General features: G+C 65.4%; 14 protein-coding genes and 1 tRNA gene. 7 read left to right on the forward strand and 8 right to left on the reverse strand.

The annotated features are described in order from the left end of the window. Positions 1 to 6: 6 nt before the first annotated feature. The 3 genes from MHX64_RS10035 (at position 7) to MHX64_RS10045 (ending at position 1,827) form a co-directional block, all read left to right on the forward strand. The gene (locus MHX64_RS10035) at positions 7 to 936 is read left to right on the forward strand and encodes an SURF1 family protein (RefSeq protein WP_239357021.1); all 930 of its coding nucleotides are present in this window, start codon (positions 7 to 9) and stop codon (positions 934 to 936) included. A gap of 26 nt (positions 937 to 962) precedes the next feature. Beyond that, positions 963 to 1,397, forward strand: coding sequence for a hypothetical protein (locus MHX64_RS10040; RefSeq protein WP_239357023.1), 435 nt, complete (start codon positions 963 to 965; stop codon positions 1,395 to 1,397). A gap of 354 nt (positions 1,398 to 1,751) precedes the next feature. Continuing rightward, positions 1,752 to 1,827, forward strand: a tRNA-Val gene (locus tag MHX64_RS10045). Between the two features lie 71 nt (positions 1,828 to 1,898). On the opposite strand, the gene MHX64_RS10050 is transcribed toward MHX64_RS10045, so the two are convergent. After that, positions 1,899 to 2,309: a DUF3052 domain-containing protein gene (locus MHX64_RS10050; RefSeq protein ID WP_239357024.1), complete on the reverse strand. Its 411-nt coding sequence runs from the start codon at positions 2,307 to 2,309 to the stop codon at positions 1,899 to 1,901. A gap of 199 nt (positions 2,310 to 2,508) precedes the next feature. On the opposite strand from MHX64_RS10050, the gene aceE reads away from it, so the two are divergent. Continuing rightward, positions 2,509 to 5,304 carry a pyruvate dehydrogenase (acetyl-transferring), homodimeric type gene (gene aceE, locus MHX64_RS10055; protein WP_181888801.1) on the forward strand — a complete coding sequence of 932 codons (2,796 nt, stop codon included), beginning with the start codon at positions 2,509 to 2,511 and terminating at the stop codon, positions 5,302 to 5,304. Positions 5,305 to 5,689: 385 nt separating this feature from the next. Here aceE and MHX64_RS10060 read toward each other — a convergent pair whose 3' ends face one another. Next, positions 5,690 to 6,565: a YPDG domain-containing protein gene (locus MHX64_RS10060; protein ID WP_239357025.1), complete on the reverse strand. Its 876-nt coding sequence runs from the start codon at positions 6,563 to 6,565 to the stop codon at positions 5,690 to 5,692. 17 nt (positions 6,566 to 6,582) lie between these two features. Between MHX64_RS10060 and MHX64_RS10065 the strand changes: the two genes are divergently transcribed. Both MHX64_RS10065 and MHX64_RS10070 read left to right on the forward strand, forming a co-directional pair. Continuing rightward, complete coding sequence (locus MHX64_RS10065; RefSeq protein WP_239357026.1) at positions 6,583 to 6,879, forward strand: acyl carrier protein; 297 nt, start codon at positions 6,583 to 6,585, stop codon at positions 6,877 to 6,879. After that, positions 6,831 to 7,682: an HAD-IIA family hydrolase gene (locus tag MHX64_RS10070; RefSeq protein ID WP_370642113.1), complete on the forward strand. Its 852-nt coding sequence runs from the start codon at positions 6,831 to 6,833 to the stop codon at positions 7,680 to 7,682. The genes MHX64_RS10065 and MHX64_RS10070 overlap by 49 nt, the downstream gene beginning before the upstream one ends. A gap of 368 nt (positions 7,683 to 8,050) precedes the next feature. Here the strand turns inward: MHX64_RS10070 and MHX64_RS10075 are convergent, their stop codons facing one another. From MHX64_RS10075 to MHX64_RS10100, 6 genes are all read right to left on the reverse strand, one after another. Then, positions 8,051 to 8,695: a nucleotidyltransferase domain-containing protein gene (locus tag MHX64_RS10075; RefSeq protein ID WP_239357027.1), complete on the reverse strand. Its 645-nt coding sequence runs from the start codon at positions 8,693 to 8,695 to the stop codon at positions 8,051 to 8,053. A 106-nt stretch (positions 8,696 to 8,801) separates the two neighbouring features. Beyond that, positions 8,802 to 10,205 (reverse strand): NAD-dependent succinate-semialdehyde dehydrogenase, encoded by a 1,404-nt coding sequence (locus MHX64_RS10080; protein WP_239357028.1) that lies wholly within the window; start codon positions 10,203 to 10,205, stop codon positions 8,802 to 8,804. Further along, positions 10,186 to 10,506, reverse strand: a complete 321-nt coding sequence (locus tag MHX64_RS10085; RefSeq protein ID WP_239357029.1) for a hypothetical protein — start codon at positions 10,504 to 10,506, stop codon at positions 10,186 to 10,188. Before MHX64_RS10085 ends, MHX64_RS10080 begins: the two co-directional genes overlap by 20 nt. A 452-nt stretch (positions 10,507 to 10,958) precedes the next feature. Further along, a complete protein-coding gene (locus MHX64_RS10090; protein ID WP_239357031.1) occupies positions 10,959 to 11,870 on the reverse strand; it encodes a DMT family transporter in 912 nt (303 codons plus the stop codon). A gap of 54 nt (positions 11,871 to 11,924) precedes the next feature. Beyond that, the gene (locus MHX64_RS10095; RefSeq protein ID WP_181888810.1) at positions 11,925 to 12,767 is read right to left on the reverse strand and encodes a trimeric intracellular cation channel family protein; all 843 of its coding nucleotides are present in this window, start codon (positions 12,765 to 12,767) and stop codon (positions 11,925 to 11,927) included. A 41-nt stretch (positions 12,768 to 12,808) separates the two neighbouring features. Next, positions 12,809 to 13,624: a trimeric intracellular cation channel family protein gene (locus MHX64_RS10100; protein ID WP_239357032.1), complete on the reverse strand. Its 816-nt coding sequence runs from the start codon at positions 13,622 to 13,624 to the stop codon at positions 12,809 to 12,811. A 199-nt stretch (positions 13,625 to 13,823) separates the two neighbouring features. On the opposite strand from MHX64_RS10100, the gene MHX64_RS10105 reads away from it, so the two are divergent. Continuing rightward, positions 13,824 to 14,169 (forward strand): hypothetical protein (locus MHX64_RS10105; protein ID WP_239357033.1); only part of this gene is annotated, 346 nt, incomplete at its 3' end.

Below are 14,169 nucleotides of genomic sequence, written 5' to 3' on the forward strand. Positions count from 1 at the left end.
CCCGGCGTGAGCGCCAAGAATCAGACGTCGAAGCCGTGGTGGCGGCAGATGCTTACCCCCGGCTGGGTCATCGCGGCGCTACTCATCGGGGTGTTCTCCTACTACGCGTTTACGTTCCTGGCGCCGTGGCAGCTGGGCAAAAACGAAGCGCTTGTGGAGCGCAACGAGCACATCTCCGCCGCCTTCGAGCACGACCCGGAGCCGCTGTCGTCCCGCCTGGGCGCGGACGGCTCCCTGGGGGCTGACGCCGAGTGGTCCCGCGTGGTGGCCACCGGCCACTACACCGGCCACGACGTGCTGCTGCGCCTGCGGCCCGTCGACGGCACACCCGCCTTCCAGGTCCTCACCCCGTTTGTGCTGGACGACGGTCGCGCGATCGTCGTCCACCGCGGCTGGGTGAAAGCCGAAAACTCCACCCAGGTGCCCGCCGTGGAGCCTGCGCCTTCCGGCGAGGTCACCCTCACCGGCCTGCTGCGCGCCGACGAAGGCGAGCACCCCAACCCGCCCATGCACGAGCAGGGTTACGACATGGTCTACTCTATCAGCCCCGCCCAGATCGGCTCGCTGACCGGCACCGATGTGGTCTCGCCGTACCTGCAGCTGCTCGGCGGCGAGCCGGGCGTGCTCGACCCGATCCCGCTGCCGCAGCTCGAAACGGGCAACCACCTGTCCTACGGGCTGCAGTGGATCCTGTTCGGCTTCGCCGCCCCCGCCGGCCTGATCTACTTCCTCTACGCCGACTCCCGCGAGCGGCGCCGCTTCGAGGCCGAGCAGGAGCAATTGCTTCTCGACGACACCCCCGCCGCCGGCAGCCCCGACCCGGAGCCTTCCGCTACCGCGGCTGCGTCTGCTCCCGTTTCCCGGTCCCGCCAGCGCTACGGCTCCTCCCGCGCCAACCCGTGGGCCAAGGCCTACGATAAGGAAGAAGAACGCTAGCTTTCCTTGATCGTTGAGGGGGACGGATGTCTACCGCCGTGAATTCGACCGCCGACCAGCTCCACTCCGCCCTGTTCACCCTCGAGTCCGCGGGTGTAGGTCTCGCGGATGACGTCGAGGTTGACGACATCGACGACGCCGTCGCCGACCACCCGGTTGTGTTCCCCACCCGTCCGTTCGCGGTGTTGGCGCAGGTCGCGGAACTTGCCGAGTCTGCCGCCGACGAAGCTCTGTTCGCTCTCGCCCGCCCCGGCTCCCTGGAAACCCGCGCCGCCCGCGCCTGCGCCGCCGCCGGCGTCGAACTGTGGGACCTTTCCGTTGTCCCCGACGCCAAGGGCTCCACGGCCGGATCCGCCCGGGTGCAGTTCTCCGAGTGGGACGTCGCCGACGTGCCCTTCGATGGCCCCTCCCCCTGCTTCGAGCTGGCCATCCTCGCCGCGATCGAGTCCCGCGCGCTGTAGCCCGGCACTGCCCGCGCCCCCAGCCCGCAGACCCTGGGATCCAAAGCCTGGGATCGCGCAAAAATCGACCGATGCCAGGGTCTGGATCCCAGGGTCTGTGGGCAGTCGGGCCCCTTCCCAGGGTTTGCGGGCGTCCAAGCCCGGCCCCAGGCTAGATGCTTACTCCTAAACGCTTACTTCTCGACGAACCTCCGGCCGCGCCCGCCACGCCACTCGAGAAGTAAGCATCCTCGGGTAAGCATCTAGGCCGGGTAAGCATCCTGGGGTAAGCATCCTCGGCCCAGATGAGCTGAGTTACCCAGCCAGCAGCAGTTTTCGCTTCCCGTAAAGGCTCTGCTACTCTGCTTGCTACGCGCGCCGTTAGCTCAGCTGGAAGAGCAACTGGTTTACACCCAGTAGGTCGGCGGTTCGAGCCCGTCATGGCGCACCAAATCAATGGTCCCGATCCGGCATTCCGGAACGGGACCATTCGCATTGCTGCCTAGGCCAAACCCAGCGAGGCTACCGGTTGCGGGGTGTGAGGCAGGAGCCCTGCCAGGCGCCGAAGCGGTCCGCCTTCGTCTGGATGAAGCCAGCGAGCTGGGCAGACTCGGCGATCTCGCTGGGCGGGACCACCCCGGCGGAGGCGGAGCCGGCGCCGGGGGTCATTAGCCAGATGCGGCCGCCGGGGCCGAGGCCGCGGGAGACGTCGACGAGATCGTCGACGAGGTCGCCGTCGCCGTCGCGGAACCAGAGGAGGATGGTGTCGCAGGGTTCGTCGGCGTCTTCGTCGAGAAGCTCGGCCCCGATGGCATCCTCGATGGCCTCCGAGATGGCGGAATCCGCGTCCTCGTCCCAGCCGATCTCCTGCACAACATCACCCGGTTTTACCCCCAGGCGGGATGCGTAGGTGTCCACTCCTGTGGCACTCAAATCTCCATGTCCTCCAAGTATCAAAATGGTGTGGTTTGGGCGATAGCTTAACGTCGAGAAGCAAAGAATGCTTGGAAACCCGTGATTAGTCTCACCAAAGGCCACCCGCTGTAAGAAAGCGCGCGCGTAAGCACGTATCCTTGGGGACGTATTGCCCGACTGAAGCCAGGAGGTTGAAGTGGCCCAGAAAGAGACCAAGATGGAAGACGCTCGCGTGAAGAACGCGTCCGAAGTTGACACCAACATTCTCTCGCTGCGCGAAGGCGTAGCGTCCTACCTGCACGACGCGGACCCCGAGGAAACCCAGGAATGGATGGACTCCCTCGACGGTCTGCTGGAGGAATCCGATCCGGAGCGCGCCCGCTACCTCATGCTGCGCCTGATCGAGCGCGCCAACGCCAAGCGCGTGCCGCTGCCGGCGCTGTCCTCGACCGACCTGGTCAACACCATCCCCACCAAGCTCGAGCCGGAATTCCCTGGCGACGAGCAGATTGAGAAGCGCTACCGCCGCTGGATGCGCTGGAACGCCGCAGTGATGGTGCACCGCGCGCAGCGCCCCGGCATCAAGGTCGGCGGCCACATCTCTACCTACGCCTCCGCAGCGGCGCTGTACGAGGTCGGCTTCAACCACTTCTTCAAGGGCAAGGACGCACCGCAGGGCGGCGACCAGGTCTTCTTCCAGGGCCACGCCTCTCCCGGCATGTACGCCCGCGCCTTCATGGAAGGCCGCCTGAGCGAAGACGACATGGACGGCTTCCGCCAGGAGCACTCCCGCAAGCAGGGCGGCCTGCCGTCCTACCCGCACCCGCACGGCATGCCGAACTTCTGGGAGTTCCCGACCGTGTCCATGGGCCTGGGGCCGATGAACGCGATCTACCAGGCACGCTTTAACAAGTACCTGCAGGACCGCGGCATCAAGGACACCGACCAGCAGCACGTCTGGGCATTCCTCGGCGACGGCGAGATGGACGAGCCGGAATCCCGCGGCCTGATCCAGATGGCCTCCCTGTACGGCCTGGACAACCTCACCTTCGTGATCAACTGCAACCTGCAGCGTCTCGACGGCCCAGTGCGCGGCAACGGCCAGATCGTCCAGGAGCTGGAGAGCTTCTTCGTCGGCGCCGGCTGGAACGTGATCAAGGTCGTGTGGGGCCGCGAGTGGGACGAGCTGCTGGAAAAGGATGAGGACGGCGCACTCGTCCACATCATGAACACCACCAAGGACGGCGACTACCAGACCTTCAAGGCCAACGACGGCGCCTACGTCCGCGAGCACTTCTTCGGCCGCGACGAGCGCACCAAGAAGCTCGTCGAGAACATGACCGACGAGGAGCTGTGGAACCTGCGCCGCGGCGGCCACGACTACCGCAAGGTCTACGCCGCCTACAAGCGCGCACTGGAGACCAAGGGCAAGCCGACCGTCATCCTCGCCCACACCGTGAAGGGCTACGGCCTGGGCCACAACTTCGAGGGCCGCAACGCCACCCACCAGATGAAGAAGCTGACGCTGGAAGACCTCAAGCTCTTCCGCGACAAGCAGCAGATCCCCATCTCCGACGAAGAGCTGGAGAAGGACCCGTACCTGCCGCCGTATTACCACCCGGGCGAGGACGCCGAGGAAATCAAATACCTCAAGGCCCGCCGCGAGGAGCTCGGCGGCTACCTGCCGGAGCGCCGCGAGAAGTACACCCCGCTGGAACTGCCCGAGTTTGAAAAGACCTTCAAGGCACTGTTCAAGGACTCCGGCAAGCAGGAAGTCGCCTCCACCATGGCGCTCGTGCGCACCTTCAAGGCGCTCATGCGCGACAAGGAGCTGGGCAAGCGCGTCGTCCCGATCATCCCGGACGAGGCCCGCACCTTCGGCCTGGACTCCTGGTTCCCCACCCTGGGCATCTACAACCCGAACGGTCAGAACTACGTGCCGGTGGACCACGACCTGCAGCTGTCCTACAAGGAAGCCACCGACGGCCAGATCCTGCACGAGGGCATCAACGAGGACGGCTCGTCGGCCTCCTTCATCGCCGCGGCGACGTCCTACGCCACCCACGGCGAGCCGATGATCCCGATGTACATCTTCTACTCGATGTTCGGCTTCCAGCGCACCGGCGACAACTTCTGGGCCGCCGGCGACCAGATGGGCCGCGGCTTCATCATCGGCGCCACCGCCGGCCGCACCACCCTGTTCGGTGAGGGCCTGCAGCACATGGACGGCCACTCCCCGATCCTGGCGTCCACCAACCCGGCCATTGTCTCGTACGACCCGGCGTTCGCCTACGAGATGCCGTACATCATCTCCAAGGGCATCGAGCGCATGTACGGCCAGGGCGCCGGCAAGGACGAGAACGTGATGTACTACATCACCGTCTACAACCAGCCGCACCACCAGCCGGCACGCCCGGAGAACCTGGACGTGGAGGGCCTGCACAAGGGCATCTACCTCTACGACGAGGGCAAGGACCTGGACAACAAGGTCTCCCTGCTCGCCTCCGGCGTGGGCATGCAGCAGGCGCTGCGCGCCCAGGAGATCCTGCAGGAGCAGTACAACGTCGGCGCCGCGATCTACTCCGTGACCTCCTGGACCGAGCTCGCCCGCGAGGGCCAGGCCAAAGCCGCCGAGCAGCTGCTCAACCCGGGCGAAGAGGTCGAGGAGGCGTTTGCCACCAAGCAGCTGAAGCAGACCTCCGGCCCGTACATCGCGACCTCGGACTTCGCTTCCGACCTGCAGGAGCAGATCCGCGCCTACGTCCCGGGCCAGTACATCGTGCTCGGCGCCGACGGCTTCGGCTTCGCCGACACCCGCGAGGGCGCCCGTCGCTTCTTCAACATCGACGCCGAGTCCATGGCCGTCGCCGCCCTGCTCGGCCTGGCCAACGAGGGCAAGATCGACCGTTCCGTGGCCGCCCAGGCAGCCAAGGACCTGAAGATCGACGACCCGACCGCCACCGCCGCCAAGACCGACGGCGAGGACAAGGGCGACGAGAACGCCGCTGAGTAGCTTGAGTTAGGGCCTTCTGCCTAGCGACGGAGGGGCGTTCCCGGTAGCGGAACGCCCCTTTTCGTGTGCCTTTTTGGGGTGGTTTTGGGCGGGGCTTGGGTGGTTCCTGACAGATTACGGCGGCCCTTTGTGCCGACCTGGGCCGATGGGGCCAGACTGACAGATTCCGCCGCGATGTGTCTGGGCCGCGCCGCAGCCGATGCTCTGCGCAAATTTGTTCACCGCGCGATGAACCATCCCGCACCGTTCGAACACCCGACCTGGGCAAAGTGAACTAATCGGCCCACAGGCGCAGATCTATTCACTGACCGGCAGTGGCGCAATGAGCAATCTTGCGACCGGTGCAAAACCACGGCTGAAAAAACCGCCGCGAGAGCGAAAACACCTACATCTTCGGCAGGAACTGCTGCAGCTGCGGCCATGCGAAGGCCAGGCCACCACCGATAAGGGCCAAAATGCCGAACACGAGCGCCAGCTTCTGCGCCGTGGACGACCCACCCGAATCCGGCGCCGGCGCCGGCGCGTCCGGCTCTGTCTCCGGCGCCGGGGGCTCCGGCAGCTCCACCCCGACACCGGAATTGTCGATGCTGGTCCAGGTCTTGCGCTTGGAACCGTCCGCGAACGTGGTCTCGACCTCGAAGTTCGCGTCGCTGTAGGAGTCGGTCGGCACCGTCGCGGTGATGGTGCCCGTCTTCTGGTCGACGCTCCAGTCCCACCCCTCGCCGCCGGTGACCTTCCAACGAGCGTTCGTCGGCAGATCCAGCTGGTATTGGTTCTCCGGCGTCAAAGTCACGGTCTCGCCGGGGTCAGCGGTGACGCGGGCGTCGTAAAGCGGGTTGTAGTAGAACGCGTCGTCGGAGGTCAGTTTGACCTTCTGCGAATACAGCTCATTCGACCCGTCCGGGAACAAAACGCGGACCGAAAAGTCGATGACGTTTTCGCCGGGCTGCGGGGGTGTTTCCCTGGTGTAGTTGTTCAGCCTGACGCCGAGCGGCTTATCCACAAATTCGGTTTCCCCGTTGAACAGCTGCGCCTTCTTCCGCAGCGTGTCCTCGCCGGTCTGCTTCCACTTCGTCCCCTCCGGCACACCGAGAAGCTCGTATTCGATGGTCTCCGAATACCCGTCCCCCGGCTTCACAGCCGCATGCCGCGGCGCCGGATCGAAGTGGGGCGTGTACTCGTCGGCCATCGCGGCGGAGGCGGCGGGCGCGAGCAGGCCGGCGGCGACGACGACCACGGCCGGAAGTGCGAAGCGTTGCATGCGCTTATCATAACGGCATGGAACTTTCGCAGCGGTTGAACCTGAGCAACCTCGACCTCGCCGACGACACGGACGCCCAAGAGCAGGCGGAGGCGCGGGGCACGTTCGCGCGCATCGCGGAGCTCGTCGAAGACGTCTCCGGCGTCGACATTGAGCCGGGGACGAGGTTGGACGGGAGCGGGGTTTCGTCGTTAAGCCGCATTGAGCTCGCGGTTCGCATCGAGGAAGCATTTGGAGTGCCTATCGACGAGCACGTGTACGCCCAATGCACCACCGCCCAGGATCTCGCCGACTATGTGGAGGAACACCAGTGATTTCGTATTTGACCGACATGGACGGCGTCCTGCACCGCGAGGGCGAGATCATCCCCGGCGCCAAGGAGTTCATCGGCGCTCTGCGCAGCGAAGACATCGATTTTATGGTGTTGACCAACAACTCGATCCAGACCCCGCGCGACCTGTCCGCGAAGCTGATGCGCATGGGCCTGGACATCGAGCCGGAGCGCATCTGGACCTCCGCCACCGCCACCGCGAAGTTCCTCTCGCAGCAGGCGGGCGCGGCGTCGGCGTACGTCATCGGGGAAGCTGGCTTGACGACGGCTTTGCACGAGATCGGCTGGATCCTCACCGACGCGGACCCCGACTTTGTCGTCCTGGGCGAGACTCGCACCTACTCGTTTGAGGCGCTGACCACCGCGTCGAACCTGATCCGGAACGGCTCGCGGTTCATCGCCACCAACCCGGACCTCACTGGCCCGGGGCCGGCGGGCGTGGTGCCGGCGACCGGGTCCGTGGCCGCCATGATCACCGCCGTGACCGGCATGAGCCCCTACTACGTGGGCAAACCGAACCCGGTGATGATGCGCTCGGCGCTCAACAACATCGGCGCGCACTCCGAGAACACGGTGATGATCGGCGACCGCATGGACACCGACGTCAAGGCCGGCCTCGAGGCGGGCATGCGCACCGTGCTCGTGCGCTCGGGTATCGCCGACGACTCCGAGATAGCCAAGTACCCCTTCCGCCCCACCGCGGTGCTGGATTCAGTGGCGGACCTGGTGGAGCGGATCTGGGACCCGTTCGGCGACGGGTTCTACACCGGAAGCGGCAGCGAGTAGTCGCAGTCGACGGCGCGAGTTGGCGCGCTCTTTTAACGAGCTTCACTGACAGCCGCGAAGTCTGTTTAACCTGAACTTCGCTTAGACCGACGTCGCTGTAATTGGCCATCGTCTTATTTTGCAGCACCGTGTTCAAGGCCTTCGCGGCATCCTTTTCACCAGCCAATTCGAGCATGCGCACTGCCTCAAAATGGTCCGCTGAGCGGTTATAAGAGCCACTGAGTGCGCCACAGATCACGTCGCCAGCGCCTATCGCTGCGTTGATGTAGTTGGAAATCACTGCGTTTGCGCCGAACTCCCCCTCGGCGAACTGCGCCAGTTCCAAATGTTCTTCGCCCCGAAGCATCCGCTTGCGAAGAACTGCATCACTAGCCTGTGCGGTCTTTCCTTTGCCCGCTCGTGGTGCCACGAATCCCCCTCAGAATCCCCCGTACTTGTTGCGGATCACCGTATATGGTTTTGCCCTCGTCCACAATGTTGTCGAGGATTGCGCCTGGATGATCTTGGTCCGCCGTCCACACCACGACGTTGGCGGACGCCCCCGTCCATGCCTCTACCTGGCGCGACAGCTCATATACTCCGCTTTCCGCCTTCAGCGCCGCCGCCTCATTGTCCACCAAAATGAGCAGGTCAATGTCACTGGAATCCCCTATCTCACCCCGGGCTGCCGAGCCAAAGAGGACGCATCCCGCCACGTCTGCTGGCCAAGCTTCCACGCATTGCGCAATGCGGGAATAAAGCTCCGCTGTTGCGTGAGCGATGTCCTGAATTGGTCTAGCCAGCAGGTGCTGTTGGTTCAAGGAGTAGCCCCTCGCCTGCCCCAACACCCGCTCGTGGATGACCCCACCCTGAGCGAGCCGTTCCAAACTACGGCGAACGCTGGAAAGCGACGGACCCGCCGCCAGACCGTAAACCTGCTGGGCGGTGAGCTCCACTGGCGCTCGGCCGAGCGAGAGCAACACCGCCGCATCCGCATCTGAGCAGATGGCAGTAAACGGGTTCTGAAGCTTCATAGTGTCAATTTTGACACGTGCGTGCCATTTTTGAAACACCTGCGTCAAAACTGACACGGTCGGGGCCTGCTCGGCCAAGCAGGCCCCGGGCCACCAGGCCCCCGAGTTACACCGCCGAGTCGGAGCCGGCGACGTAGAAGCGCTGGTGGTTGACAAACTCGTCCATGCCCAGCGGCCCAAGCTCGCGACCCAGGCCGGAGGCCTTCACGCCGCCGAACGGCAGCTCGGCGCCGCGCGCCTGCGGGATGTTCACGTGGATCATGCCGGTGTCGATCTTCGCGGCGACCTTCTTGGCGCGCTCGGCATCCTCGGACATCACGGCGCCGCCGAGGCCGTAGCGGGAATCGTTGGCCAGCTCGATCGCCTCTTCCTCGGAGGACACCTTGTACACCTCGGCCACGGGCCCGAAGAACTCCTCGTAGTAGGAGTCGGAGCCGACTGGGATGTCGGTGATCACGGCCGGGGTGATGTAGGCGCCCTTGCCGGTGACCTCGCCGCCGACGCGCAGGGTCGCGCCCTCCTCGACAGCCAGTCGCAGCTGCTGCGCGAGCAGCTCCGCGGCGTCGCGGGAGGACAGCGGGTAGAACTCCTTGCCCTCGCCCGGGTTCAGCGGATCGCCTTCGCTATACGACGACGCAAGGTCCACCAACGCCTGCACAAACTCGTCGTAAATGTCCTCCATGACGATCATGCGCTTGTTCGACGTGCAGGCCTGGCCCACGTTGCCTATCCGTTTGTTCCACGCGGTCTCCGCGGCGGCCTTGACGTCGGAAGCATCCAGCACCACGTACGCGTCGGTGCCGCCGAGCTCGAGCACGCACTTCTTCAGCGCCTGACCGGCCTGGGAGGCGATGGTGCGCCCGGCGCGCTCGGAGCCGGTCAGGGACACGCCCTGGACGCGGTCGTCGTTGATCAGCGTGGAGACCTGCGAGTGCTTGGCGTACAGGTTCGTGTACAGGCCCTTCGGCGCGCCCGCCTCGTCGAAGATCTTGGCAATCGCGGCGGCGGAGCGGGGGCAGATCTCGGCGTGCTTGACCATCACCACGTTGCCGGCCATCAGCGCCGGCGCCGCGAAGCGCGCGACCTGGTAGTACGGGAAGTTCCACGGCATGATGCCCAGGATCACGCCGAGCGGGACCTTGCGCATGACGGAGGTGCCGCCGCGCTGGTTCGGGATCTCCTCGTCGGCGCCGAACTCCGCGCCGTTGCCGGCGTAGTAGTTGAAGATCTCGACGACGTCGTTAATCTCGCCGTCGCCTTCCGTGACCGATTTGCCCATTTCTTCTGCGATGATGCGGGTGAGCTCGGCGCGTTGCTCGTCGAAAAGCTTCGCAACCTTGCGCAGCACCTCTGCGCGCTCCTCGAAGCTCTTCTCGCGCCACTGCTTGAACGTGTCGTTTGCGGTGGTCAGCGCGGTCTCGAGCGCGTCGTCGGTGATGAAGTCGAAGGACTCGACGATCTCGTTGTTCTTCGGGTTTTGTACGCGGTATTTAGTAGACATGCGGCCCATCGTAGGAGCGTGGCGTGAGGCTCGCCACAAAATTTTTCTCCCGCGAGAGCCGGTCCATGGCCTGCGCAAACGGCTCGATCTCCTCGTGCGTGGCGTAAATCGTCTCGCGGCACGAGTACGTGCGGTCCGCGCGCCGCTGCCAGCGGGTGAACCAGATTTCGCCGGGCGCGCCGTCGGGAAGCAAAAGCATCTGCTTCTCGACGCTCCGTCGCTCCCGCACCGGCATCCCCTCAACGCAGAATGTCCACGCGAGTCGGGTGCGCGGGGCGCGGCAGGTGGGTGCGGCCAGTGTTGTCGTCATTGGTGGGGACCCTTCTTGCGGGCGCCTTTTCGGCGTGCCCGCATCGATGGCGGCACACTCCAGCCCCGGTGACTAGGCGGGATTGCCGCGGCGGGTGCCGGCGGCTATTGCCGCGCGACCCGGCCCGGTGACTAGGCGGGCCCGGCGTGCGGCGGAGTGTGAGACGAGAGGTTCGTCTTCCCCAACGGCCTCTGATTTCTCTTGGCCGATATTGCTTCACACAAGTTCGCTAGAGCAACCCTCAACCACTGGTTGATACCCCTGCTTGCTCGAGCTTCGGTTGAGGTTGAGGGGCGGCGGGCACGCGTAGCCCGCACGTCAGGCCGCGAGCCCCTCTTGCCGCCCCGATCGCAAATGCCGATATCGGCGTTTACGCCTTCCGAGATGCGGCGACCTGGGCTTTTGCAGTGCCGCTGCGGGTAAACGCCGATATCGTCGTTTAGCACCCAGCCCTACAGCAGCCGCACCGCCAGCACGCCGAGGAAGATCACCACCAGGCCGGCCAGGCGCGTCGCCGTCAGCGGGTTCTTCCGCGCCCCGAACGCCCCGCGCGCCTCCAGCGCCTGGCCGGCCGCGATCGTGCCCGCGTTGAACGCGATCACGGTGGTGGCTGTGCCAAGCAGCGGCGCCAGGGTCGCGCCCGAGATGACAAACGTCGCGCCGACCAGGCCGCCGAGCCACATCCACCACGGCCCCGGCTCAGGACGCCGCGCGAGCTGGCGAGGGCTGGTCACCAGCGCCGCCACCAGCAGCAACACCGCGCCGACCGCGAGGTTGATCTCGCCGGCGTGCAGCGACGACCCGGCGATGCCGCCCATGTAGCCGTTCACCGAAGTCTGGATGGCGGTACACACGCCGACGAGCACGCCGAGCACGCGGAAGATCGCCAGCTCGAGCCCCTCGGCGTCGCCCTCCAGCACCGGTCGTTTGCCCGCGCGCAGCACCACCACAATCCCGGCGAACACCACCGCCGCGCCCAAAACGCGCATCCACGACACCGGCATCGCGGGTGCGCCGAACAGCCCGAACCGGTCCACGAGCAGCCCCATCACCACCTGCCCCAGAATCGGCAGGACCACGGTCTCCAGCGCACCCAGGCGGGGAAACAGCAGGATGTTGCCCAGCACGAAGCACACGCCCATGACGCCGCCGAGCCAGCCCCACCAGGGCACGTCGGCAGAAAACTGCGGCACCGGGTTGCCGCGCAGCACCGTCGTCGCCACCACCGCGAAAAACAGCGCCGAGCTAAACGAGATCAGCGCCGGCATCACCGGCTTATTGCCCACACTCGCGCGCAGGCGGGAGTTCGCCGCGGTCTGGATCGGAATCAGCCCGCCTACCGCGAGCGCCACAAGCAACAGCATGCGCCGATCTTCTCACGCCGAGCGCGCGGCCATTTACCTAGCCCGCAGCGGTAGCTACTTCAGCCCGTAGGCGCGGTAGAGCGCGGCGATGAACTCCTCGTGGGTGATGTCGCCGTCGACGGCGGCGAGTTCGTCGCGCACGTCCTTGCGCGTCGGCGCGGAAATCAGGGTCGGGTTGGCGTTGCGCTGCCGGTACGACACGGGCGGAAGTTTGTCGCCGACCCGGTGCTTTACCCGGGTGAAATAGCTGTCCACGGGCGCGAGCGCCTCCACCCCCGGCACCGACCAGTCCAGCCAGTACGCGGCCACACCCAGCGCGATGCCGAGCAGCGCGGAAACGGCCAGGCCCACCGACTGCCAGCCGAGGTCGTAGAAGATCTGCACGCTTATCGACGACACTATCGCCGGGACCACGTACAACTGGCGGTCAACGAGAATGTTGGGAATCTGCCCGATCATCATCTCGCGGATGACCATCCCGCCGGTGGCGGTGAGCACACCCATGAGGATGCAGCCGAACCACGTGACGTCGGCACGCAGCGCTGTGACCGTGCCGGTGACTGCCCACACGCCCACGATGACCATGTCGCCGTGGAAGCGGAACAGCTCCCACGCGCGGCCGCCGATGGACAGCGCGAACGCCACCAGCGAGCCCACCAGCGCCGTACCGATGTACCACGGGTTCTGCAGCGCCGAGGCCGGGGTGGAGCCGATCAGGGCGTCGCGGATCATGCCGCCCGCCATGCCGGAGATGATGGAAATGACCATGAACCCGACGGCGTCGAAACGCATCCGTCTGGCCACAAGCCCGCCCATCAAAGCGTTGAGGAACACGCCGATCAGATCCATCACGGCAAACGAAAAACCCACAGGGGTGAGCACGTTGTCGAAGTACATGCGCGCCATCGTAAAGGGGTTCGCGCTGGGGTGGGGCCGGTTTAGGTTTTCGCCTCAGTGCGCTGCTGCACTTCGTTCTGCAGCATTACGCGCAGCGCCTGGATCAACTGCTCGTCCGAGGCGTCCTCCAGTGCGTTGCGCACCTCTTTGCCGGACTCGGCCGGGCGTCGCGAGTCCGTGTCCACGCCGAGCGCCTCGCCGATCTTCTCCTCCAGCGGACGCTCGAGACGCTTGGTCTGGAGACCCAAGAGCTTGTCTCCGCCGAAGTACACCGCCAACGCAAACAGCGGCGCGGCGATTGCGGCGGCCAGCATGCCCTCCCACACCAGGTCGAAGCGGTTGAGCACCAGCATGATCACCGACGCGATGATCGCCGGGAACACCGTCATCTTCTCGCTGGTAAACAGCGCCGGGATCTGCCGCAGCACAACGTCTCGGGCAAGCGTGCCGCCGGTTGCGGTGATCACGGCCAGCAGCACGCACGGCACCCAGCTCAGCTCGGCGTTGAGCGCCTTGATCGTGCCGCCGACCGCCCACACGCCGATGGTGACCACGTCCGCATAGAACCGGAAGTTCTCCCAGAGCTTGCCGCGCAGGGGCGCAAAGTACGCGATCAGCCCGCCGACCGTGGCGGTGATCAGGTAGCCGGGGTTGGTCAGGGCGGCGGCGGGACCGTCGTTAAGTATGGCGTCGCGCATAAGGCCGCCGCTTAACGACGAAATCAACGCCACAAACGCGAACCCCACAATGTCGAAGTTCATCCGTTTGGCCACGGTCCCGCCGATCGTGGCCGCCAACAACACGCCGGTGTATTCGAGGACAAAGTAGAGGTTGCCCACGTCATCAGAGAAGTCCATGGGCGCCAAGGCTAGCTTTCCGGTGGGGGCGGCGTCTGGACGGGCATTAGGTGGTCGGTGTGGGGTTGCTGGGGGCGGCTTGGCGCGGTGGGGAACGTGAGGCCCCCTCATGGCCGAAACCGGCTACCTAGAACCGGCTACCAGGCGATTTGGGAGCGCGGACAAAAAGTTGGAGTGTTGGGGGCTGGAAGGTATTCCGATGCCCGCAGGTTTTCCATCTGATATCCGCGTTGGTGCGGTTGAGAGGTTTTTGGCTGGGTCGTCTGCCCGTGAGGTCTGCGACTGGGCTGAACACGCGTGTGGTCGCCGACCGTCGGTGGCGACGGTCGGCAACTGGGTTGCGGCCAAGCGTCGTGGCCAGAGCTTGGACGGTGCCAGACGCGCCTACGACGCTGAGACCATCGCAAAAGTTGTCGCACGCAGGTTGACCTCGCAGGCGACAGTGCGTGACATTGCCGTGGAGTTCGATGTCCACGACACCGCGGCACTGACCTGGACGAAGCGGTATTGGCCCGACGATGACGAACGCGATTCGGCAGCGTCGA

Origin of the sequence: Corynebacterium sp. ACRPZ, assembly GCF_022346205.1 — a bacterium.
Taxonomy (GTDB): Bacteria; Actinomycetota; Actinomycetes; order Mycobacteriales; family Mycobacteriaceae; genus Corynebacterium; species Corynebacterium lehmanniae.